This window comes from Chryseobacterium sp. MYb328 (assembly GCF_037572595.1).
GTDB classification, from domain to species: domain Bacteria; phylum Bacteroidota; class Bacteroidia; order Flavobacteriales; family Weeksellaceae; genus Chryseobacterium; species Chryseobacterium pennae.
Window position 1 is genome coordinate 1 of record NZ_JBBGZQ010000038.1, and the last position, 20,554, is coordinate 20,554.

Annotated in this window: 19 protein-coding genes; 10 read left to right on the forward strand and 9 right to left on the reverse strand. The window is 37.0% G+C overall.

The annotated features are described in order from the left end of the window. Positions 1-141 precede the first annotated feature (141 nt). On the forward strand, positions 142-1,800 hold the full coding sequence (locus WH267_RS24025) for a sensor histidine kinase (protein WP_228438809.1): 1,659 nt from the start codon (positions 142-144) through the stop codon (positions 1,798-1,800). Further along, the gene (locus WH267_RS24030; protein WP_115972388.1) at positions 1,800-2,453 is read left to right on the forward strand and encodes a response regulator; all 654 of its coding nucleotides are present in this window, start codon (positions 1,800-1,802) and stop codon (positions 2,451-2,453) included. The genes WH267_RS24025 and WH267_RS24030 overlap by 1 nt, the downstream gene beginning before the upstream one ends. A 556-nt stretch (positions 2,454-3,009) precedes the next feature. Here WH267_RS24030 and WH267_RS24035 read toward each other — a convergent pair. From WH267_RS24035 to WH267_RS24050, 4 genes are all read right to left on the reverse strand, one after another. Then, positions 3,010-3,408 (reverse strand): VOC family protein, encoded by a 399-nt coding sequence (locus WH267_RS24035; RefSeq protein WP_123319593.1) that lies wholly within the window; start codon positions 3,406-3,408, stop codon positions 3,010-3,012. A 114-nt stretch (positions 3,409-3,522) separates the two neighbouring features. Then, positions 3,523-4,209, reverse strand: coding sequence for a Crp/Fnr family transcriptional regulator (locus WH267_RS24040; protein WP_340011504.1), 687 nt, complete (start codon positions 4,207-4,209; stop codon positions 3,523-3,525). A gap of 415 nt (positions 4,210-4,624) precedes the next feature. Beyond that, positions 4,625-5,428, reverse strand: coding sequence for a DUF4249 domain-containing protein (locus WH267_RS24045; RefSeq protein WP_340011505.1), 804 nt, complete (start codon positions 5,426-5,428; stop codon positions 4,625-4,627). Positions 5,429-5,431: 3 nt separating this feature from the next. Continuing rightward, positions 5,432-7,765, reverse strand: a complete 2,334-nt coding sequence (locus tag WH267_RS24050; protein WP_340011506.1) for a TonB-dependent receptor — start codon at positions 7,763-7,765, stop codon at positions 5,432-5,434. 326 nt (positions 7,766-8,091) lie between these two features. Between WH267_RS24050 and WH267_RS24055 the strand changes: the two genes are divergently transcribed. The 8 genes from WH267_RS24055 to WH267_RS24090 all read left to right on the forward strand — a co-directional run bounded on the left by WH267_RS24055 (position 8,092) and on the right by WH267_RS24090 (position 16,134). Beyond that, positions 8,092-8,688, forward strand: coding sequence for a TlpA family protein disulfide reductase (locus WH267_RS24055; protein WP_340011507.1), 597 nt, complete (start codon positions 8,092-8,094; stop codon positions 8,686-8,688). Between the two features lie 62 nt (positions 8,689-8,750). Continuing rightward, positions 8,751-9,290, forward strand: a complete 540-nt coding sequence (locus WH267_RS24060; RefSeq protein ID WP_115972383.1) for a hypothetical protein — start codon at positions 8,751-8,753, stop codon at positions 9,288-9,290. Between the two features lie 5 nt (positions 9,291-9,295). Beyond that, on the forward strand, positions 9,296-9,781 hold the full coding sequence (locus WH267_RS24065; RefSeq protein ID WP_115972382.1) for an SMI1/KNR4 family protein: 486 nt from the start codon (positions 9,296-9,298) through the stop codon (positions 9,779-9,781). 107 nt (positions 9,782-9,888) lie between these two features. Then, positions 9,889-10,479 carry a hypothetical protein gene (locus WH267_RS24070; protein WP_115972381.1) on the forward strand — a complete coding sequence of 197 codons (591 nt, stop codon included), beginning with the start codon at positions 9,889-9,891 and terminating at the stop codon, positions 10,477-10,479. A gap of 69 nt (positions 10,480-10,548) precedes the next feature. After that, positions 10,549-11,112: a Crp/Fnr family transcriptional regulator gene (locus tag WH267_RS24075; protein WP_115972380.1), complete on the forward strand. Its 564-nt coding sequence runs from the start codon at positions 10,549-10,551 to the stop codon at positions 11,110-11,112. Between the two features lie 98 nt (positions 11,113-11,210). Beyond that, positions 11,211-11,600 carry a RidA family protein gene (locus WH267_RS24080; protein WP_115972379.1) on the forward strand — a complete coding sequence of 130 codons (390 nt, stop codon included), beginning with the start codon at positions 11,211-11,213 and terminating at the stop codon, positions 11,598-11,600. Positions 11,601-11,690: 90 nt separating this feature from the next. Then, positions 11,691-12,479 (forward strand): SDR family oxidoreductase, encoded by a 789-nt coding sequence (locus WH267_RS24085; RefSeq protein WP_115972378.1) that lies wholly within the window; start codon positions 11,691-11,693, stop codon positions 12,477-12,479. A 169-nt stretch (positions 12,480-12,648) separates the two neighbouring features. Then, positions 12,649-16,134, forward strand: a complete 3,486-nt coding sequence (locus WH267_RS24090) for a glycosyltransferase family 117 protein (RefSeq protein WP_340011508.1) — start codon at positions 12,649-12,651, stop codon at positions 16,132-16,134. A 226-nt stretch (positions 16,135-16,360) separates the two neighbouring features. On the opposite strand, the gene WH267_RS24095 is transcribed toward WH267_RS24090, so the two are convergent. The 5 genes from WH267_RS24095 to WH267_RS24115 all read right to left on the reverse strand — a co-directional run bounded on the left by WH267_RS24095 (position 16,361) and on the right by WH267_RS24115 (position 20,455). Continuing rightward, positions 16,361-16,762 (reverse strand): cytochrome C, encoded by a 402-nt coding sequence (locus WH267_RS24095; protein ID WP_115972376.1) that lies wholly within the window; start codon positions 16,760-16,762, stop codon positions 16,361-16,363. Between the two features lie 11 nt (positions 16,763-16,773). After that, positions 16,774-17,037, reverse strand: a complete 264-nt coding sequence (locus WH267_RS24100) for a hypothetical protein (protein WP_340011510.1) — start codon at positions 17,035-17,037, stop codon at positions 16,774-16,776. A gap of 1 nt (position 17,038) precedes the next feature. Then, a complete protein-coding gene (locus WH267_RS24105; protein WP_340011511.1) occupies positions 17,039-18,034 on the reverse strand; it encodes a cbb3-type cytochrome c oxidase subunit II in 996 nt (331 codons plus the stop codon). Next, a complete protein-coding gene (locus tag WH267_RS24110) occupies positions 18,034-19,770 on the reverse strand; it encodes a cbb3-type cytochrome c oxidase subunit I (protein WP_340011512.1) in 1,737 nt (578 codons plus the stop codon). The genes WH267_RS24105 and WH267_RS24110 overlap by 1 nt, the downstream gene beginning before the upstream one ends. Before the next feature lie 88 nt (positions 19,771-19,858). Beyond that, positions 19,859-20,455: a Crp/Fnr family transcriptional regulator gene (locus WH267_RS24115; RefSeq protein WP_340011513.1), complete on the reverse strand. Its 597-nt coding sequence runs from the start codon at positions 20,453-20,455 to the stop codon at positions 19,859-19,861. Positions 20,456-20,554: the final 99 nt, after the last annotated feature.

Here is a 20,554-nt window from a genome sequence, read left to right on the forward strand (position 1 = left end):
AAATATTTATTAATAATATTATATTGTTTAAAACTAATAAAAGAGACTTAAGAAAACAGAAGATTAATTTAGCTGGCAGTAGACATGAAATATAAATTCTTAAATTTTAAATTGAGGAAGGTTGTTCATTACTCATTGATTATGTGTATTCTATTGATACAGGTAATTATAGGCGTATTTTTTTATAATGAGGTTGTCAATGAGAAAAAGCTGCAGTTTATCAAGACACAGCTTGAAGATAGCAGGGCTCTCGGCGGATTAACGGATAATTCAAGAAAGGATTTTATGGATGCCCAGGAGCATCTTCAAAGATATATGGCCACCCAGGATAATAAGGATCTACAGCTTTATTTTGAATCCCTTAGAAAACTGAAAAAGAATTTTGATAAGATCGGGGAGTATGAAAATACAAGCCCAAGACTGAAAAAAAGCCTGGCCCAGAAGAAAATGGATACCCTGAAGGTTACCAAACTGAAAACACTTATAGATTCTGTATACGAATCTTCTCTGAAAGCTCCTGCAAAGATTGAAGATAAACAGTACGAGCCGGAAAAGTATAAGAATGACTTTGAGAACTTCAATGTACAGACCCGTACCTATGCTGATACGATCAAGAAGAAAGGGTTTATGGGACGTTTAAAAGATGCCATTACAGGAAAAGTTAACGTTCAGAAAGAAAGTACAGTCATTACTTTAACAAATAATAAAACGATAGACCTTTCCAATGTAAAGACTGAAATGAATAAGGCTTTGAAGTCTATGGATAAGCATTATGCGGCGGAAGTAAAGAAAGCACAGCAGTATGCCATCAAAAATCAGCGTGAGAATATACAGTTTTACAGTAATTTCAGTAAGCTGCTGGTCTATAGTAATGGATTGATCGATGTATATGAAAATGCGATCAAGGATTTCAAATCTGAACTCGAAAAAGAATATGCCAAGCAAAGCTCTGACAATAATAAGATCAGAAGATATCTGGTACTTGGGCTGATGATTCTGATGTTCATCGTATCTATTCTGATCATGTACTTTACAAGAGTAGCTTTTATCTATGAAAGAAAACTGAATGCTGCCAATAAGGAAATTAAGAACAACCTGAACTTCAAGAACAGGATCCTGGGAATGCTGAGCCATGATTTAAGATCTCCATTGAAGATCATTAATATTTTTATTGATAAGATTTACAGAACAACAGGAGATGAGACAATTAAAGATTATCTGAAATCTATTAAATTTACCAATAGTACTCTGCTTTTACAGTCCAACCAGATTCTGGAATATACAAAGAATCAGGATGCTGAGAAGAAACTCATAAAGTCTGTTTTTAACCTTAAAGATGAAATTGGTTCTATTGTAAAAGTTATTTCTCCTTATCTTGAAACCCGAAATAATAAGTTTGCGGTAACGGACAGGATTCCCGAAGGAATAGTGGTATTCTCTGATAACATCAGAATTAACCAGATTTTTATGAACATTCTTGGAAATGCCAATAAGTATACAGAAAACGGGAAAATAGATCTTGTTATGGCAACAGAGCCATTGGGAAATGATAAAATTACCCTGATCACAACGGTAGGAGATACCGGAGTGGGAATTTCGGAATCTGATCTTAAAAAGATTTTTGATCCTTATTATCAGGGAACTGTTTCAGATGAGGTGGATAATCTTGGAGTAGGACTGGGATTGAACCTTGTTAAGGAAATTGTAGAATTGTTTGAAGGAGAAATTTCGGTTTCCAGTAAATTACACAAAGGAACACAGGTAACATTCAGGATCAATTTAAATATCAATAATAAATAATGGAAATGCCAATTGAAAACAGGGAGATAACATTCCTTTTAGCAGATGACCACAGTATTGTAAGACAGGGAATGGAAATCGTTATTAGTGATATAGCTCCCAATGCTAAAGTGTATCATACTTCATCTTTACAACAGGCTGTGGAGCTGGTAGAGACAAAAGGAATTGAAATTGCCATTATTGACGCACATTTTCCGGAAGGAAACAGTCTCCACATTTTACCAAAATTGAAAAGTATAAATCCGGATATTAAAATTCTTGTTTTTACAGGACTTGAAGAAGATCTGTATGCTCTTAAATTTATAAAAGCCGGAGCTAATGGGTATCTGAGTAAGCTGAGTGAAGAGGATGAAGTAAGACAGGCCATCTCAGTTTTTATCCAGAAAGGAGAATATTTCTCTGATCTGACAAGAAATTTATTGGTACAGTTTATTTATAATCCAAATGTAATAAGCCCGCTTAGCAGTTTAACCAAAAGAGAGCTGCAGATTGCAGAATTGTATGCCGAAGGATATGGCAATCTGGAAATTGCAAATAATTTAAATATAAAGCAAAATACCGTAAGCACTATCAAAAAAAATATCTTTGAAAAATTGAAAATTGAAAATCTTGTTGAGCTCATTGATCTTATCAAGACCCATCATAAAATATAGATCCACTAAGGGATATTCCGCACTTCTTCATCCATTTTAAATTTTTATCGATAAATATCTATATAATGTCCGATATGTATCTACGGAGTTTGTAGATGATATTATCCTGCGATGTTGTTACTTTGTAGTATAAAATTTACCAAATGAAATGCGAATGCTTTTTTTAGTTTTTTTCACTTCATGATCACAGGTAAATGAAATAACTGTAAAAATAATAAACTATAGTTATATAAAACACAAGTGATGAGAAAGAATTAATAAGTGATGAGATTAATATAGAAGCGTATGAATGACCTTAAACGTGGATTTCTTGAAAAAACCAAATGATAAGAAAAAAACACAAATTACTATAAAGAAATCCAAGGTGTGGTTACTAGTACAACTAAAAAGGAGGCAGAAAAGCCTCCTTTTTTTGTTTTAGTATTCTTGCAGTAAAACCAATGAGAATCTATCTTTAATTGGAAAAACCGGAAGATAGTAAGCCATTGAAACCTATTGATTAAGCACTATAGTAAATACTTATCTGAAAGTAACTTCTATCTTCCGGCTTCCATCTTTATTTAAACTTTTGAATAGCTTCCGGACTTACAGGCGTAAAGAAATTAATCAGATTCCCATCCGGATCACGGAACAAGAGAGAGCGATTGCCCCAAGGCATTGTGGTAGGTTCCTGCACAATATGATCTGTCAGATTTTTAATTTTTTCAAATTCAGCATCTACATCAGCCACTAAAAACTCGATAATGGTACTGGTTTGGCCTTTAGATTCCGTAAAATCTTCACCACCAAACATTTTCATGGTATGGGTGCTTCCAATAGCTATAGTAATGGAACCGGTAGGAAGTTCAGCAAAATCTTCCGTATACCATTGTGCATTTTGTCCTATTGCTCTTTCATAAAACTGAACCGATTGCCTGATGTCTTTGGTAATGATTCTTAATGATGTTAATTTCATAATTCTGTATTTAAATAATTGATTACAAAATTAAGAACAGGGTATGACAACAGTATGTCAGGAGTTTTTTGAAGTGGAAACTATTTTCCTAAATATGGGCTGCTAAGCGGTTTATTAATAAAAGTTAGCAATATGGATGAGTTGCTTAAAGTTAAGAATCTGTATTTTTCTTCCTTCCGATCTGATTAGTTTTTCCTGCTTAAAATCATTAAGAATACGGGCCAGGGTTTCTCTGGCGGTTCCTACCATGTTGGCGAGGTCCACCCGGGATAAAGAGATCAATACCTCTTCTTCCTGTAAGTTATTGGGTTTGTATTTGTCATGCAGGATCAGCAAGCTCAGTGCAGCCCGCTCTCGGACAGTACGGTGAGATAAAACTGCAATAAGATTGGCCATGACACTGAACTCATGGCTTAAAGACTTTAATAACAATCTTGAAAAAACCGGAGATTGGTCAATAATTTCGAGAAAGCTGTCTTTTGAAATAAATGATATGACAGAATTTTCAAGAGTGGAAGTAGTATCTCCATAAGATTCCTGGCTCAAAATAGCAGAGTATCCGAAAAATTCCCCGGAACTGTAGATATAAATGATTTGTTCCCTTCCATCATTATCTACCTTATATTTTTTTATCTTTCCTTCATTCAGATAATAAATTCCATTGGGTTTTGTGCCATCCGTAAATATCGCCTCGTTTTTGCGGTAGTTTTTAGTTTTCATTACCCTTATAAGTAAATCCTTATCAGACTCAGGCAGCTCATCAAAAAGGTACTGATTATTGAAAATAAATTTTGAGATCATAATTTTTCTACGCAGGCTGTTGAATAAACGTCCAGTTTGTAACTTAAATCACATTTTAAACGGATATAAATCACCAGACTTTCTGCCTGAACGAATTAATTTTACAAAAGTAATAAAATAGATTTTGAATGGGGCGGAATACTCGTTTGGGTCTTTATAAGGCAGTGTTTATCCCATTCAGAACTAAAAAAAAGAGCACTGGATAAAAATTTAAGTTGACATGTTTTTCACAGCGATTGCTGGCATTTTTAAATTATTTTTTTTTACTTATTTATTTTATCCAGTTGTTTTTTGTGATTCTTTTTTATGATGATCTCCCGAAGCTCCTCCAAAGAGTTCTTTATATAAATTAATAAAAATAAACGGTTATCCCAATACTCTGGAATAACCGTTTTTATTGTAGCCATAGAAAATCCTATTGAATCTGTGTAGCAAGAGATCTTACTGTATGTGCTGAGAAATACCCCAAAGCTCCGTTATTGATATTACTTGGTGGATTGGCAGGTGTAACACTCCCACCGTAGCCTTCCGAAATCTTAAGAAGTGCGCTGTAATAAGTGAATACATTAGTGTCGATAGACTGCATTTCAACCAAAATAACATCTCCGGGTACTACCTCGTGATCTCTGCCTTTATTATCATCATTAGGAAGTCCTAAAGTCCATTGATTAGGTAATCCGTTGTTTAAATTATCAGAAAGTACGCTGATGTACTTTTTAGGTAAATTATTGATGGTAAAGCTGAAAAGATAACGGTTGCCCAATTCTGCAGGATCATTAAAAACAGGAAGAAGGGTATAGCTTTTCTTACTTCCGAACATAAAAGAATCCTGTACAAGACCCTCCAAGTCCACAGCCTTTGGCATGGTACTTTGTGCGGTATATTGTTTCCCTTCTGCTAAAACTTTAAGAGTATAGGTTCTTCCCGGTACTCCGAGAAAGGTACTCGTTTTATATTCTCCGCCACCTGTATACTCCAGTGTTTCTGTTTGTCCGGTATTATCACTTAAAATAACCTGAGCGTCTGTAACAGCCGGATATTGATTAGGCTGGGCAAAACCGACAGTCTTGGTGATTTTTACAGTATATGAACCATTTTTATCAGTGACATTTCCTTCAATGACAATGTTTCCGCTCTGGTCATTCAGATCCAGATCGATCTCTTTTTCACAAGAAGTTAATGTAAATGCAGATAATATGATAAAGAATGCTTTTTTCATGATTTAAAATTTGAAATTGTAAGTGATGTTAGGTACCCAACGGAAAAGGGAAGTCTGCATGGCGCGGGTGGTTCCCGGGTTGTTTGGATTGTCTTCGAAAGTAATGGTGTAAGCATTTTCACGGCCATACAGGTTATAAATTCCGAATGTCCATGATCCGCGGAAACGTTTATTTGATTCCGGTTCGTAGGTCGCACTAAGATCCATTCTGTGATAAGCAGGCATTCTGTCAGCGTTTCTGTTGTTGTATTGGAATACAGTCTGTCCGTTCAGTTCATATTTTCCGACAGGGAAAGTCACTGCATTTCCTGTACTGTAAAGGAATAGTCCGGAAAGAGTCCATTTTGAATTAAGCTGATAAGTGGCTACTATAGAAAGATCATGAGTTTTGTCCATTCTGGCGTTGTACCATTGGTTATCATTGATTCCGTTGATCTTTCTTTCTGTTTTGGATAGCGTATAGGAGATCCAGCCTGTCAGCTTTCCGCTTTTCTTTTTGGCGATAAGTTCCAGCCCGTAAGCTCTTCCTTTCCCGAAAAGCAGTTCACTTTCTACATCTTCAGCAGTACTGAATCCGATCTGCGCTCCGTTTTTGAAGTCGATCTGGTTTTGCATAGATTTGTAGTAGACTTCTGCGTTCAGTTCATAATTATTGTTCTTGAAGTTTCTGCTGTAGCCAACACTGATCTGATCTGCTATTTCAGGCTTTACAGAGTAACTGCTTCCGATCCACTGATCGGTAGGATTTCCACTGCTGCTGTTGCTTAAAAGATGAAGATTCTGGGTATTTCTTGAATAACCTCCTTTCACGCTGCTTACCTCATTGATGCGGTAATTTGCTGTAATACGCGGTTCCAGGTTCGTATATGTTTTCCCGAATTTACCTTTTTCTAAATATTGACTTTCCGAAAGTTCTCCATTTTCATAGGTATTGAAAGTATCTCCACCCAATACACTGAATAGAGAAAGTCTTAGTCCATAATTAATGGTAAGTTTTTCTGTTGCTTTGAAATCATCATTAATATATAGAGCATTTTCCCATGAATATCTCGGATTTCTTGAATAAGAATTCACAATCGTTCCCGAAGCACTGCTTGGAGTAAGCGTATGGTAAATAGACTGCAGACCGAAGCGTACGGAATGTTTGTTTCCTGCAAACCAGGTAAAGTCCTGCTTAAGATTCCAGTCCTGTATCTTTGAATTTAATTTGAACTCACTCTCATTATTTTTCAGACCGATTTTATAATCATAATTACTGTAGATTAATGAGGTATTCGAGAACAGTTTACTGTTGATGATACTGTTCCAGCGTAACGTTGCTGTAGTATTTCCCCAGTCGGTTGAGAAAGTATCTCCCAGTCCCAATACATCCCTTCCGAAATATCCCGAAAGATAAATACGGTTATTCTCATTGATCTGATAATTGGCTTTCAGGTTGAGATCATAAAAGTATAACTTATTGTCTTTGTAGTCTTTGGAAGATTTAAGAAATAGGTCGGCATACGTTCTTCTTCCGGATACAATAAAAGATGATTTTTCCTTCTGAAGTGGTCCTTCTACACTCAGCCTGCTGCTGATCAGCCCTATTCCTCCGTTAATATTGTAATTTTGATTATTTCCGTCTTTCATTTTCACATCCATTACCGAAGAAAGACGTCCTCCATACTGGGCCGGGCTGTTTCCTTTGATAATACTGGCATCCTTCAGAGCATCACTGTTGAAGGTACTGAAAAAGCCAAGCAAATGCGATGCATTGTAAACAGGAGCCTCATCCAGAAGAATCAGGTTTTGATCCGTAGCACCCCCACGAACACTGAAGCCGCTGCTTCCTTCACCGTTACTTTTAATACCCGGCAGAAGCTGTATGGTTTTCATAACATCCTTTTCACCAAACAATACAGGAAGCTTCTCTATATTTTTGATATTTAATGTCTCAGTCCCCATTTGAGCACTGGAAAGATTTTTATCCTTCTTGACTCCGGAAACCACCACTTCATCTATGGTATTGGATTTTTGCTCTTCCTGATTGAGGAATAAATCCAGCTTTATGTTCTGATCTACTTTGATCTGCTGCTCAAAATCTCTGTAACCCGGATAGGAAATGATGATGGTGTGATCTCCTTCTGGCAATGATAGTGAGTAAAACCCATATTCATTAGCTACAACACCTATTGAAGGATCATCGCTTACTTTTACCGTTACACCAATCAGCAGTTCGCCGTTTTTTTTGTCTTTCACTGTTCCGCTTACAGAACGGGTTTGCTGCTGAGCCATCACCAGAGTGCTGAAACAGAGCGCAGCGGTGGCTGCGGTAATTTTGAAAAAAGATATTTGCATTAGTTTTTGTTAAAGTAGTAGATCTCTTCTATAGAACTGAGTTTATTGTTTCCTGCTGATTAGTTGAATGAATAGAAAATAAGTTACACACAGAAGCTTTATTATTTGAATAAATTAATTTCTGATTCGTCTTTTTTATCGACCTTCATTAAATCCTGGGCAAATATAGCAGAACTTATGTAAAACATATTAATTATCTAGACTAATTGTTCTATTTTTTCTTTCGGTTATAGAAATATAGAAGATAGATTGTATTTAATCGCACTAAAAATTTATATTTTTGAAAATCAAATTTTTAAAGTGAAATCACAATTCATATTATCAGAATGAAAAGTATAGGAGATTTAAAAAAATGGATGAGGGCTCATTGGTCTACAGTGATTATGACAGTTTTACTGATCATTGTATTGATTAGTCCTGACGCCAAAGCATGGCTGATGAGACAGGTGGCGTCTACAGGAATTCTTAATTCCAGTATTTCTGAATCTGTGGAGAAATCAGGAAATAAAGCTGCTTATACAGGGCTGATGCTGAAAAATGAAGACGGAATCCTTATTGATCCCTCTCCTCTGAAAAATAAAGTTGTCTTTATCAACTTCTGGGCATCATGGTGTCCTCCCTGCCGGGCAGAGTTTCCATCAGTTGAAAAACTCTATAATAAGTATAAAACTCATCCGGATATGGTCTTTCTTACAGTAAACCTTGACGATAATCCTTCTCTGGGAAAAGCCTATTTAAAGGAAAAAGGATTTACGGTTCCTTTTATAACTCCTGCAGGGACTATTCCGGGAGAACTTTATAACGGTTCATTGCCTACTACTGTTGTACTGGATAAAAAAGGAGAGGTCCGTCTTCATCATACCGGAGTGGCAGATTACAGCAAAGATTCTTTTTATCAGGAGATTGATTTATTACTGAAATAATACCATGAATATTCTTAGGGACTGGAGAATTGCTATATTGAGCTAATGTTAATGAATAAGACATGAATTTGTACACCTTATTTTCCTTTCATCCGAAGGAAGACTTTTATTTTTCAGTGATTGATAAGCAGGGAAATATTTTTAATAAATTTCAGCTTCCCGAATACAGGGAAACGACTATTAGAAATAATTGCATTCCTATTAAAGAAGAATTTACAGATCAGCATTGTTTGGATTTGAATGACTTTTTAAAAGGATATGATATTTATACCTGCTATACAGGTGGAGTAGGTGATTTATTTTCTGAAAAAGCAATGGTAGCTTTAAAAGACGAACTTCAGGGGGAAATTGAATTTATTCCCTGTATGCTGAAAGGCGAGCCTATACCTGTCTATGCAGCTTTATTCCTGAAATCAGCTCCTATTGTAAAAGATTTTGAAGGAATGGGTTTCAGCTTTGAAGATATCCCGTTGCCGGATGTAAAATATGCTGTTCAGGATGAAAATAAAGGGCTTAAATTTGTTACTCAGGCTTTTGTAAAGCTTGTAAAGAAATATGACCTGAAAATTGAATGTAAACTGAGAACTCACGATAAAGCATAGCAATAATGTCATTTAAAATACGATCCATTGAAGAAATAGTAGCTGAAATTTTAAAGGAAAAAGGAAACGTACAGAATTTTCCCAAAACCATTGATTTTCCTTTTCCCGAATACTATAAAAAGCTGGCTCCTTTAATCAAAACAACAGAGATTGCATCGGAAGCTATTTTGTATAATGCTGTTGAAGCAGTTAATCAAAATAAGGAATTTATACTGCCTGATTATTGGTGTTTTGCCGGGAATGGACAGGGAGATCAATGGTTTCTGGATAGAAATGGAGTTGTTTTCTTTTATGATCATGATTATGATGAAAAATTACAGTCCATGCATATCAATTTTGAACAATGGCTGCAGATGGCACTCATTATTCAGCAGTTGGATGTGTACTTTGAGGAGCATAATGAGATTTCAGAATCTGTGAGACAAAGGTTTTACGATGCATTGAATGTTATCCATACTAAGCTGGGTGAAAATTATCCTTTTGAAACTTAACTTTAGCATGAATAATGTTCTGAAGGTTGTAATGTCTGGGGAAATGGACTATTTTTGATTCGAAAGAAAGTTATTTAAAAACATCAATACCATTTTTCATATTTCTTATGAATGTAGACCAATTGAAGGAAAAGGCACAACCCATGATCCGTAAGGCACAGGTGTTTGTTTCAGCCAATGATTCCAATGAAATCATCGCTTATGCGAATGAAAACGAACCAGTTCGTTTTCTGATAAAACATTTAGATCAATGGATGGGGCTTACGGAAGAGCAGGATGAATTCAGCTTTTTACCGATTGATATAGAATCGGTTGATTTGCATACATACACTGCCTTAGAAGAAAGAACAATAGAAATTTACCCACCATTTGAGACATTAATGCATTATGGTGATGAGGAAATTCAGAAATGGATTACCGAAAATGATGGTGATAAGAATGACTTGTTCAGCTTATTTGCTTTTGCCTCCGATGAATACACAGATATCTGGATGGATTCTCATCCTATCTATTCCAATGATGGGATTTTTGCTTATCAGGGTGGTTGGGCAATGACCTGGCCGGAAGATGATGTTCCTATGCAGTGGAATGAAGATCTGGAGTTCCTTTTTCAGATCGGATTACAAGATGAACCTTTTATAGAAGTATTCTATGACAAAAAGAACTCTTCTTATATCTGCGTGGAACGTAATACATAAAAAAGATGGATAAGCCGCTGTAATCTTCCTCGTGAAAAAACAGTATTTTTATATCCTAAGAAATAGAATATGCCTGACCGGTTAAGAGTTCATATCGAAAAAGTACTTCCTCTTAGTGATGAAGAATTTGAATATATATCTTCCTGTTTTACCTATAAAAAATATAAAAAGCATCAGTTTTTAGTACAAGAGGGAGAGCTTGTACCCTACAATTACTTTGTCCTGGAAGGTCTTCTGAAATTAGTATATACTGATGATACCGGAAAGGGGCACATCATAGGATTTGCAATGGAAGACTGGTGGGAAACTGATTTTCCTGCTTATTATCAAAGCAAAAAAGCAACCATGTCATTGGAATGCATAGAGGATGTGGAAGTGTTATGTCTTACCCTTGAGGATTACAGAAAAATCTGCAGTATTCACCCTAAAATGGAACATTTCTTTCTGGAAAAAGCCTATATGGGATTTATTTCTGCACAACAACGCATTATTTCTACCATGACTACCGGGATAAAAGAGCGCTATGAACAGCTCTTGAAGAAATATCCGTCTCTGGTACAGCGTGTCCCAAAATCATTACTTGCTGCTTATCTGGGAGTTTCCCGGGAAACTCTGAGCCGTTTATCAATATAAACTGTGATCTTTCTCACTTGATAATCGTGATTGCGGTCACGGAATTTTGCCATACCTATTCTGCAATTTTGCACAGTAACGTATAACAAAATTCAACAATGAAAAAAAGAATTATAAACCCATGGAAATGGCAAAATGAGAGAAGCTATGCACAGGCTGTAGAGGTAAAGAATGTAGAAAGTACTTTATATTGCTCAGGGCAGGCAGCTATTGATCCGGATGGTACTTCCAGTAATGAAGATATGAAAAGTCAGCTGGAGCAGGCAATAGCAAATCTTGAAGAAGTAATTACAGCAGCAGGGTATGAGTGTAGAGGAATTGTAAGATTAAATATCTATACCACTTCAACTCAGGAGTTATGGCCTCATTTTCCTGTTCTTCAGGAATGGATTGCAGTCCATAATATTGAGCAGGCAGTTACGATGCTTGAAGTCAATGGGTTATTTGAAACCTTGAAAGTGGAATTAGAAGCCACAGTTGTTAAATGATCTTTAGTATTGCTTTAAAACCTAGCCTCCAATGTATTTGGAGGTTTTTTCTTACCTTTATATTGATTAATTTCTAATCATTACTGAACAATGAATATTCAATTTTTTTCAAAAAATGCACTGGTAGGAGGAGCTACGCAGGGAATAGGAGCAGGAATAGCCATTGAACTGGCAAAATGTGGAGCCAATGTTACCATTATGGCCCGCAACGAAGCAAAGCTTAAAGACTTTATGGCTTCATTACCCATTGTAGGTCCCGAGCAGAAACACCAGTATCTGGTGGTTGATTTTTCAGATTTTAATAATTATAAAAAGAGTATTAGAGAATACTTTAATACAAATTCTATAGATATTTTGGTGAATAATACCAATGGTCCGGAGCCAGGACTGGCGCTTGAAAAAAACACTGAAGACTATCAAAAAGCCTTTGATCTTCTTTTTAAAACTGTTTGTGAAACTACTTTACTGGCTCTTCCTTATATGATTTCACAGAAAAAGGGCCGTATCATTAATGTTTCTTCACTTTCTGTAAAAGAACCTATCGGGAATCTGGCACTTTCTAATTCTATCCGTTCAGCTGTAGTAGCATGGGCAAAAACTCTATCCAATGAAGTGGCTCAGCATCATATTACCGTGAATAATATTCTGACCGGGTATTTTGATACAGAACGTATTCAGAAGCTGGTGAATCATGAGGCAGAGCAAACCAATGCATCTTCAGATGAAATAAAAAAAGCCCGTGAAAACAAAATCCCGATGAAAAGGTTCGGAAAACCTGAAGAATATGGCCATCTGGTAGCTTTCTTAGCTTCAGAATATGCGTCTTACCTTACCGGAACAAGTATTCCTCTGGATGGAGGACTGAATAATACATACTAAAATAGAGTTGGACACTGGAAATTACTGCCAGGCTAAATATTCAATGAAGTTATTTTATACTCAAAAACGTCTCGTTTCCAGTCTGATTCATAATTTTATTAAAAAAAATCACAGGTCGATGTAATGTCTCTTTACCATCAGTTGTCATACTAATATTGAAAAATATTATATGAAACACTGGTCTTTTAAAAAATGGAACACCGTACTGGGATGGTTCCTTTTCGTTATTGCATTAATTACTTATTTCTCTACGATGGAGCATTTTCTGAGTTTCTGGGACTGCGGGGAATATATTTCTTCAGCGACTAAGCTTGAAGTGACCCATGCTCCGGGTGCGGCCTTATTTCAGATTGCAGGAGCTGTAGCCGGAATTTTTGCCTTTGGAAATACTGAAAATTATTCAATAGTAATCAATGCAATGTCAGCACTTTTCAGTGCATTGACGATTTTGTTCCTTTTCTGGACCATTACGCATTTTTTAAGAAGGCTTTTAAATAAAGATTTTGAAGACATTACCAGGCACCAGGAGATTTCAATTCTGTTTGCAGGTGCTATTGGAGCTCTGTGTTTTACATTTTCAGATACATTTTGGTTTTCGGCGGTAGAAGGAGAAGTATATTCAATGGCTTCTTTATTTATTGCCCTTGTGGTCTGGCTGATTACGAAATGGGAAAACGAATATAAAGCTGCTGACAGTGAAAGATGGATTATTCTTATTTTCTTTATTCTCGGGCTTTCGGTGGGAGTACACATGATGTGTATGCTGGCTATTCCAGCCGTTTGTCTGGTGTATTATGCCAGAAAATATACATTTAGCTGGAAGAGTTTTATCTGTGCTAATCTGATAACACTTGGTGTGCTTGCATTTGTTTTTAAAATTATTTTCCCATTGATTATGACGATGTTTGGACAATTGGAAATTTTCTTTGTGAACGGTTTAGGACTTCCTTTCCATTCCGGAACTGTTGTCGCTTTTATTTTGATGGCAGCCATCTGTTATTTGATGATTAAATATGCAGGGAAAGCAAAAAGAAACATCTATCAGACCATTGTTTTATCTGTGGTGTATATGATAATAGGCTTTTCGTGCTGGATGGTTATTCCGATCCGGGCAAATGCCAATCCGCCAATGAACCTTAATAGTCCTGATACGGCTATCGGAATGAAGGATTACTACAACAGAGAGCAGTATGGAGACTGGCCAACAATTTATGGACAGAATTATACAGCCGCCCTTGACAGAAAAGGGTTGGAAAAGAATGAAGATGGAAGTTACAAAAGGAAAATAACCGGAGATACTTATGAAAAGGACGAAAAAACAAAGTCCTACAGGAAAACAGGTGAGAGGTTTAGCTATGTCTATAATAAAGCCCATATAAGCTTTATGCCAAGAATGTTCAGTGAGGACAAAGAAGTGATGGCTAATTATATTTCAATGTACGGAGCTCCGGATTTTACATTCAACGATGGTAATGAAGATGTGGCAGACAATCCGCAGGCTAAGCAGATCTTTAATGAACTAAGGGCAAAATATGAAGATGATTCTATTACAGTAGAAGATTATATGAAAGTAAAACCTTATGATCTTATCAATGTACAAAAGCCTTCTTTTGCCCAGAATATGGATTATTTTATCTCCTTTCAGAACGGGTATTATTTTGTAAGATATCTGATGTGGAATTTTGTGGGAAGACAGAATGATTTACAGGGACATTTGGAAAATACCCATGGGAACTGGATTTCAGGATTCTCTTTTATAGATAATGCTTTATTGGGGAGTCAGGATAATATGCCGGCTAAGTTTAACAATGAAAGTACTGTGAAATTCTTTTTTCTGCCACTTATATTGGGGCTAATTGGTTTCTTTTTCCAGCTGAACAGAGATTTTGGAAGATTCTATGCGATTCTTTCACTGTTTGTTATTACCAGTATTGGAATTGTTTTTTATACAGGTGTGAAACCTTTTGAACCAAGAGAAAGAGACTATGCAATGGTAGGTTCGTTTTATGCTTTTGCGATCTGGATCGGACTGGGTGCAGGAAGTATTCTTTGGTTTATTCAGTCCAAAATAAAATCTAATACAGCCAATATTGTACTTGGAGTAATCCTGTTGGGAATTCCTTTCATGATGGGCTTCCAGAATTATGTTCCACACGACCGCAGCAAGAAATCCGCAGCTTATGATTCTGCCCATTCCTTTCTGGCATCACTGCCTAAAAACGGGATTGTTTTCTGCTATGCTGATAATGATACTTATCCGGTTTGGGGGCTTCAGGAAACAGAACGATTCAGGGATGATGTAAAAACGGTGAATTTTACCATGCTGGCCACTCCATGGAATATTGATCAGGTAAAAAGAAGAACCTACAATGCAATGGGAATTCCGGGGGAATTAAAACATGAAGATTACCGGGATGGGGTAAATGACCAGGTGTACCTGATGAAAAAAGAAGACTGGGAAGGGATATTTACCATGTTAAAAGAACAGGGAGCGCCCGATACAGAATTTCAGGAATTCAGAAAATTCCTGACTCAGGATTCAATGACGGTAAAAGAGGCTATCAGGTTTCTGAAATATAAATCTCCTGCAAAAGACGAGCTGCTGAAAATGTATTTCGGGGAGAAAGAATATGAAAGATATAATATTATCCCGGTCAATAAATTCATTCTTCCGGTGAATAAAGACAATGCTGTAAAGTCTGGTATCATTAGTCCGTCTGATCTTGCGGATACTGTGGATCAGATCCCTATTAATTATGAAGCGAATACTCTTTATAAAAGTCATCTCATTATGCTGGATATACTTGCAAATTTTGATTGGAAACGCCCAATCAGCTTCTCATCCGGAGGAATGTATGACAGTGAAAACATCTTTTACCTTGATGATTATCTTCAGTTTGACGGCTTTAGTTATAAGCTGGTTCCTATCCGTACTCCTCAAAGTCCCGATGGCGACAAAGGCAGGGTAGATGCTCATTCGTTGTATAACGTGGTGAAAAATTACAAATGGGGCAACTTTAAGGATCTTAGCATCCATTATGATGATACGGGAATATCTGATATTATGAGCTATAGAATGTCCGTGAGCAAGGCGGTTTCTGCATTGATGGCGGTTGGTGAGAAAGCAAAAGCTTCAGAGTTGCTGGGCCTTGTAACGAAGGAAATTCCTGCTGAAAAATACAATGATCCCCGTTCATTAAGCTCGATTGTTACAGCTTACATTGTTGCAGGCCAGGAAGAAAAAGGGCTTCAATTGGCTAAAAATCTTAAGAAAGATATATTTTCTGAATATGACTATTATTTGGGACTTTCTCCTAAATTCCAGGCTGCAGCCAGAAGACAGATGAGATCTAAGCCCATGGAATATAGTCTTGTTGTTTCTGCAGTAACGGAAGCATACAGAAAACTGGGACAGAATGAAAAGGCTCAGGCTTATCTTCTAAATTCCGTGGAACCAATAGATAAAAAGTTCAATATTTTTATCAGCAGACTCCAGCAGATGGATAAAGAAAAAGCAGCGAAGGAATCTGAAAAAGTTCAGCAGATAGCTCCTTTTTATCAGTATTTATTCAATGTAATGGAACCTTTTGATTCTACTTATGCAAAGAAGAAGGAAGAGCAGATCACTACCGCAATCATTAAAGCTACACAATAATAATCATTAAGATCAGACAGGACTTTCAGAATAAGGATTTTGTTTTTATAGTTTCGTTTTAAAATCTTTTGATTTTACCTTATACGATTCTGAATCCTGTCTGCTTATTGGTCTTTTAATAAAGAGGCTGTTTCAAAAGTATTGTTTTTTACTTTTGAGACAGCCTCTATCTTACCCGTATTTCAGATAAGTAAAAAAAATAAACGAACAAACAATATAATGATAACTATAAACTGAAATTGGTAACCAGATAAAATGCTCCCCATGCTGCAAAAACAAGCGCAATGATCCATACCCAAACCGGTATGGTACGTGGATTTTCACTTCCTTTGATAATAAAGCTCTGGTTCTTTCCTGTATCATAGGCATTAAGCATTAAAGGAAGAACACCATTTACAGTTTCCTGGTCAGAAAGCCCTTCCAGGTGAATAATAGGACCGTTCCGGACATTGAAATGAATAATTTTTAATCCTTCTTTATTTCCAAACTTGCTGATTATCTTTAAAGTATGTTCTCCATCTGTAAGCTTGGTCGTATCCAGATTAAAAACGATAGGAGTCTGAAGTTCAGCAATCGGGTCAGGTTCTTCATCTATATAAAGAAAAACGGTGGCATTGTGCTTTCCCATTTATTTCAGATTTAAAAATTAAGGACATTATTTTTGATATGCTTCTTATTCTTTTCGCCTGGTTTAATGAGAAACTTCAGCGAATAAAATAAGGTAACCAGTGTAAACAGGGCCATTCCACCCACGATGAACCAATCCCAGCCGGATTCAGGACCCGGGCCGTGGGTGAAATTTCTTGTGATTTTAGGCTGTTGTAGTGTACAGGCATCACAGGCCTGAAAATAGTTTGTCCATAATATCAGTATTGGCAGTATTATATAATGTATCTTTTTCATATCATTTTATTTTATCCATGATTGTTTTTACTTCTTCAACAGTAACTTTTTTACCATTGTTTCCCCAACTTGTTCTTTCGTGATTGATAAGAGCTGCCACATCTTCAGGCTTGAAATTGGCATTGGTTCCTACAGGTGGCATTTCTCCGAATTGAGGGGCTAAACCATTATACCCTTTCATGATAATAGTGACATACAGTTCCAGATTATCACCTAAAACTACTTTGTCACCCTTCAGGGGAGGGAATGCTCCGGGAACGCCTTTTCCGGTAGCCTGATGACAGGTGGCACAGTTGGCTGCAAATAATGCTTCTCCATCCGGGAGATTATCACCTCCGGCAGTTCCATTAGTTTTTTTCTCTTCTTTTTTGTACAGGAACTCCCTTGTCGGAATACTTTTAGGAAGCTCCGTCTGTTTAAGGCTAAGCAGATAAGCCACCAGATCACTTGCATCTTTTGACGGAACTACCTTACCCTTAATTTTCCTTTTAAAAGCATCGGGAAGACTGATCTCCTTATCTCCGGGATCTAATTGTTCTTTGATGAGAAACAGCCATTGATATGAAGGCATTATGGATTGTGGAACGACTGACCTTGGATTGAAAAGGTGAGAATACTGCCAGTCTTTGCTGGATTGCCGTATGCCAATATTGGTAAGATCTGGACCTGTTCTTTCAGTCCCCATCAAGGTAGCTGTATTCTGAAATAGATTCAGCCTTTTGTTTCTCGCGTAATCTACTGCCAGACTTGGGCGGTTTCCGAATACCTGATCCATATCCACATTACGGACCTGTTGGGTATGGCATGCCACACAACCTTCACGAATATAGATTGCTTTTCCGCGGCTTTCTTCTTCTGTGAGTGCTTTACTTCCCTGTAAAGGCTGATATACTTTCTGGTTGTTCAGAGCAGGAAAGATGCATATAATCAGTGTCAGAAAAAGGAAAAAGGCCAGTGCTGAAGAAAAAAGTTTCTTATGGTCATTAAAGAAGTCCATTATAATGCTTTATTTTGTTGGGTATGTATGATATCTAAAATTTCTGAAGGGGTTTCCGGAATTCTGATTTCTTTCCGTGGACAGATCATCCTGTAAAAGTTATAGGCAAAAATGATATGTGATATCCACATCATGGTTCCTCCGATAGCTCGCCATAACCAGAAAGGGAACATTTTTATCACACCTTCAAGAAAAGGCTTCTTATCCATCCAGAGTATGCCTTTTTCGGTGGAACCGATCATCAGGGAAATAGTATATACCAGCACTCCGATCAATGCCATCCAGAAATGGAGTCCTACTGTGAGGCTTGGCGGCTCATGAGAGGTAAGTCTCGGAACGAGTGTATAAGTAAAAGACCATAGCATAAAAGTAATGATTCCGTACATGGTCAGATGGGAGTGAGCGACTGTAAAATCTGTGAAATGCCACAAAAGATTAGTTGTTCTGAAAGCTTCAGCCGTTCCCTGCATTGACCCGGTAAAGTAAAAAATTACAGAAACCACATAAAAAGGCAATACATAGCTGAGCTTTAACCTGTGCCATGATCCGCATATGGTCATCATAAAGTTAACACTTCCTGCAGCTACAGGAATCACCATTCCTACACTGGCTACAATAGCCACTGTCTGCATCCACCATGGAATAGCACTGAAAATAAAATGATGGGTTCCGATCAGGGTATAAAATAAAATCTGTGTCCAGAATGCCAGAATACTCAGGCTGTATGAATATACCGGGCTGTTAAGTTCCTGTGGTAGAAAATAATACATTAGTCCCAGATTGAAAAACATGAACCACATGCCAACCCCCTGATGCATAAAGTAGCCCTGTGTTATCGTTTCTCCAAGGCCATCCTGCCAGAATGGGAGATAGGCGACGAAAAGGATGACCACTACATACATCATAGCAGAAACCACATACCAGTTGGAAACATAGATATCTTCCGTTTTCCTGAATTCGATGGCTTTGAAATGATTATAAATGCTGATCATAATTCCTATGGCAAAAAGAATCATAACAGGCCAGATATATTCCCGGTATTCACCACCACTGTTGTTAATCCCTGCCATCAGGCAGACGCTTCCGAGAAATACGGCAGAGTTCATCAGTATTAAAGACCAGTATCCGATCTTCAGGTTGAAAACTTTGGTATTTCCAACTCTGGGAACTACATAATAAGAAAAACCAAGCATAGCCATAGAAGCCCATCCCCAGAAAACCATATTGGTATGAACAGGACGCAGCCTTCCGAAACTCAGCCAGCTGAGATGATCCGAGTCTGGCGCTACAAATTTTATTCCCAGATATTCTCCCACCGTAGTTCCCATGAAAAGCCAGAAAACGGCACATCCCAGAAACCAGAGAATGAGCTTTTTTTCATCCTCAGGAACCGAAATTTTTCCGCCTTCTTTTCTTTTGCTCTGAAGAAACCGGATGTCATGAATTTCATTAGCCTGATCTACCAGGCCACGTGGGTCTTTTACATTTTTATTCAGACTGAGCTCATTCCCGGAAAGCTGAAATTCAAGTTCTTTTTTACGTTCTTCTAAAGCGGTAACTTCTTGTGGTGGTAAACTTTCCAGATGTTTGTAAATCCTTTTCAGTTCCCTTTTTTTAAGAGTGTTGGAAATCATTCTGTTCACTTTTATCAAAATCAGAATGAGAGCGAAGATGATAGGCAGCGAAATAAGAATAATGGTAATTTGTAAGCCTGGTTCATTGAGAAACTCGTCCATTGCATAAGTTTTAAGAAATTCTGTTTCCTAAAATTACAATGAATACAAATTTTACTGTTATGATCTCAATCACAATCAGATTCTTAATTTAATAGTAAATTTGTCTGTTTATTATGTTAAGGAGATGTTCTTTTTCCATCGCTTTAATGGTCCGGATTACAGTTTCAACCCGCAAACCTGTAAGGTCAGCCATTTGCTGACGTGTTAAGGGAATAATGTATTCTGTTTCAGTTTCTTCTGTGCAGTGGGTTTGCTTAAAATAATCCATTAATACTTTAAGCCTGATTGCAGGGTCTTTTGAAAAAATATGCTGGGACATGATCATTTTATAATGAAGTCGCCGTGAAAGATTTTCGTTGATCTTCAGTGAATATTGTGGATGCTCTTTCAATATCTCAAAAAAGTTTTTGGAAGTAAGCTGGCAGATGGTACAATCCGTTAAAGCTATGGCATTTGTAGGATAAATCTTATTGATGAAAAGAAAAGCCTCACCAAAGGACTGAGGAGCTTCAAAAATATTCTGGATAAATTCCCTGCCGTCTTCACTGAAATTATTCAGTTTTACCTTTCCGGAAACAATCTGAAAATAGAAGGTACTTTTCATCCCTTCTTCGTAGATGAAATCACCACATTTATAATCTTTGCTTATGCTGCCATACTGCTTTAATAGGTCTTCGGGAATCATAGTTTAAATATACAATATTAAAGGAGATGATTGGAGTGAATGGATAGGAAGGAGGCTGGAAGAGGGAAGTCCTTTTAGTTTTCAATTTTAACGGAGCCA

Excerpts from the sequence above, each read along its gene's own strand:
- WH267_RS24025 (WP_228438809.1), top strand. The coding sequence starts at position 142 with ATGTGTATTCTATTGATACAGGTAATTATAGGCGTATTTTTTTATAAT.
- WH267_RS24030 (WP_115972388.1), top strand. The coding sequence starts at position 1,800 with ATGGAAATGCCAATTGAAAACAGGGAGATAACATTCCTTTTAGCAGAT.
- WH267_RS24035 (WP_123319593.1), bottom strand. The coding sequence starts at position 3,408 with ATGAAATTAACATCATTAAGAATCATTACCAAAGACATCAGGCAATCG.
- WH267_RS24040 (WP_340011504.1), bottom strand. The coding sequence starts at position 4,209 with ATGATCTCAAAATTTATTTTCAATAATCAGTACCTTTTTGATGAGCTG.
- WH267_RS24045 (WP_340011505.1), bottom strand. The coding sequence starts at position 5,428 with ATGAAAAAAGCATTCTTTATCATATTATCTGCATTTACATTAACTTCT.
- WH267_RS24050 (WP_340011506.1), bottom strand. The coding sequence starts at position 7,765 with ATGCAAATATCTTTTTTCAAAATTACCGCAGCCACCGCTGCGCTCTGT.
- WH267_RS24055 (WP_340011507.1), top strand. The coding sequence starts at position 8,092 with ATGAAAAGTATAGGAGATTTAAAAAAATGGATGAGGGCTCATTGGTCT.
- WH267_RS24060 (WP_115972383.1), top strand. The coding sequence starts at position 8,751 with ATGAATTTGTACACCTTATTTTCCTTTCATCCGAAGGAAGACTTTTAT.
- WH267_RS24065 (WP_115972382.1), top strand. The coding sequence starts at position 9,296 with ATGTCATTTAAAATACGATCCATTGAAGAAATAGTAGCTGAAATTTTA.
- WH267_RS24070 (WP_115972381.1), top strand. The coding sequence starts at position 9,889 with ATGAATGTAGACCAATTGAAGGAAAAGGCACAACCCATGATCCGTAAG.
- WH267_RS24075 (WP_115972380.1), top strand. The coding sequence starts at position 10,549 with ATGCCTGACCGGTTAAGAGTTCATATCGAAAAAGTACTTCCTCTTAGT.
- WH267_RS24080 (WP_115972379.1), top strand. The coding sequence starts at position 11,211 with ATGAAAAAAAGAATTATAAACCCATGGAAATGGCAAAATGAGAGAAGC.
- WH267_RS24085 (WP_115972378.1), top strand. The coding sequence starts at position 11,691 with ATGAATATTCAATTTTTTTCAAAAAATGCACTGGTAGGAGGAGCTACG.
- WH267_RS24090 (WP_340011508.1), top strand. The coding sequence starts at position 12,649 with ATGAAACACTGGTCTTTTAAAAAATGGAACACCGTACTGGGATGGTTC.
- WH267_RS24095 (WP_115972376.1), bottom strand. The coding sequence starts at position 16,762 with ATGGGAAAGCACAATGCCACCGTTTTTCTTTATATAGATGAAGAACCT.
- WH267_RS24100 (WP_340011510.1), bottom strand. The coding sequence starts at position 17,037 with ATGAAAAAGATACATTATATAATACTGCCAATACTGATATTATGGACA.
- WH267_RS24105 (WP_340011511.1), bottom strand. The coding sequence starts at position 18,034 with ATGGACTTCTTTAATGACCATAAGAAACTTTTTTCTTCAGCACTGGCC.
- WH267_RS24110 (WP_340011512.1), bottom strand. The coding sequence starts at position 19,770 with ATGGACGAGTTTCTCAATGAACCAGGCTTACAAATTACCATTATTCTT.
- WH267_RS24115 (WP_340011513.1), bottom strand. The coding sequence starts at position 20,455 with ATGATTCCCGAAGACCTATTAAAGCAGTATGGCAGCATAAGCAAAGAT.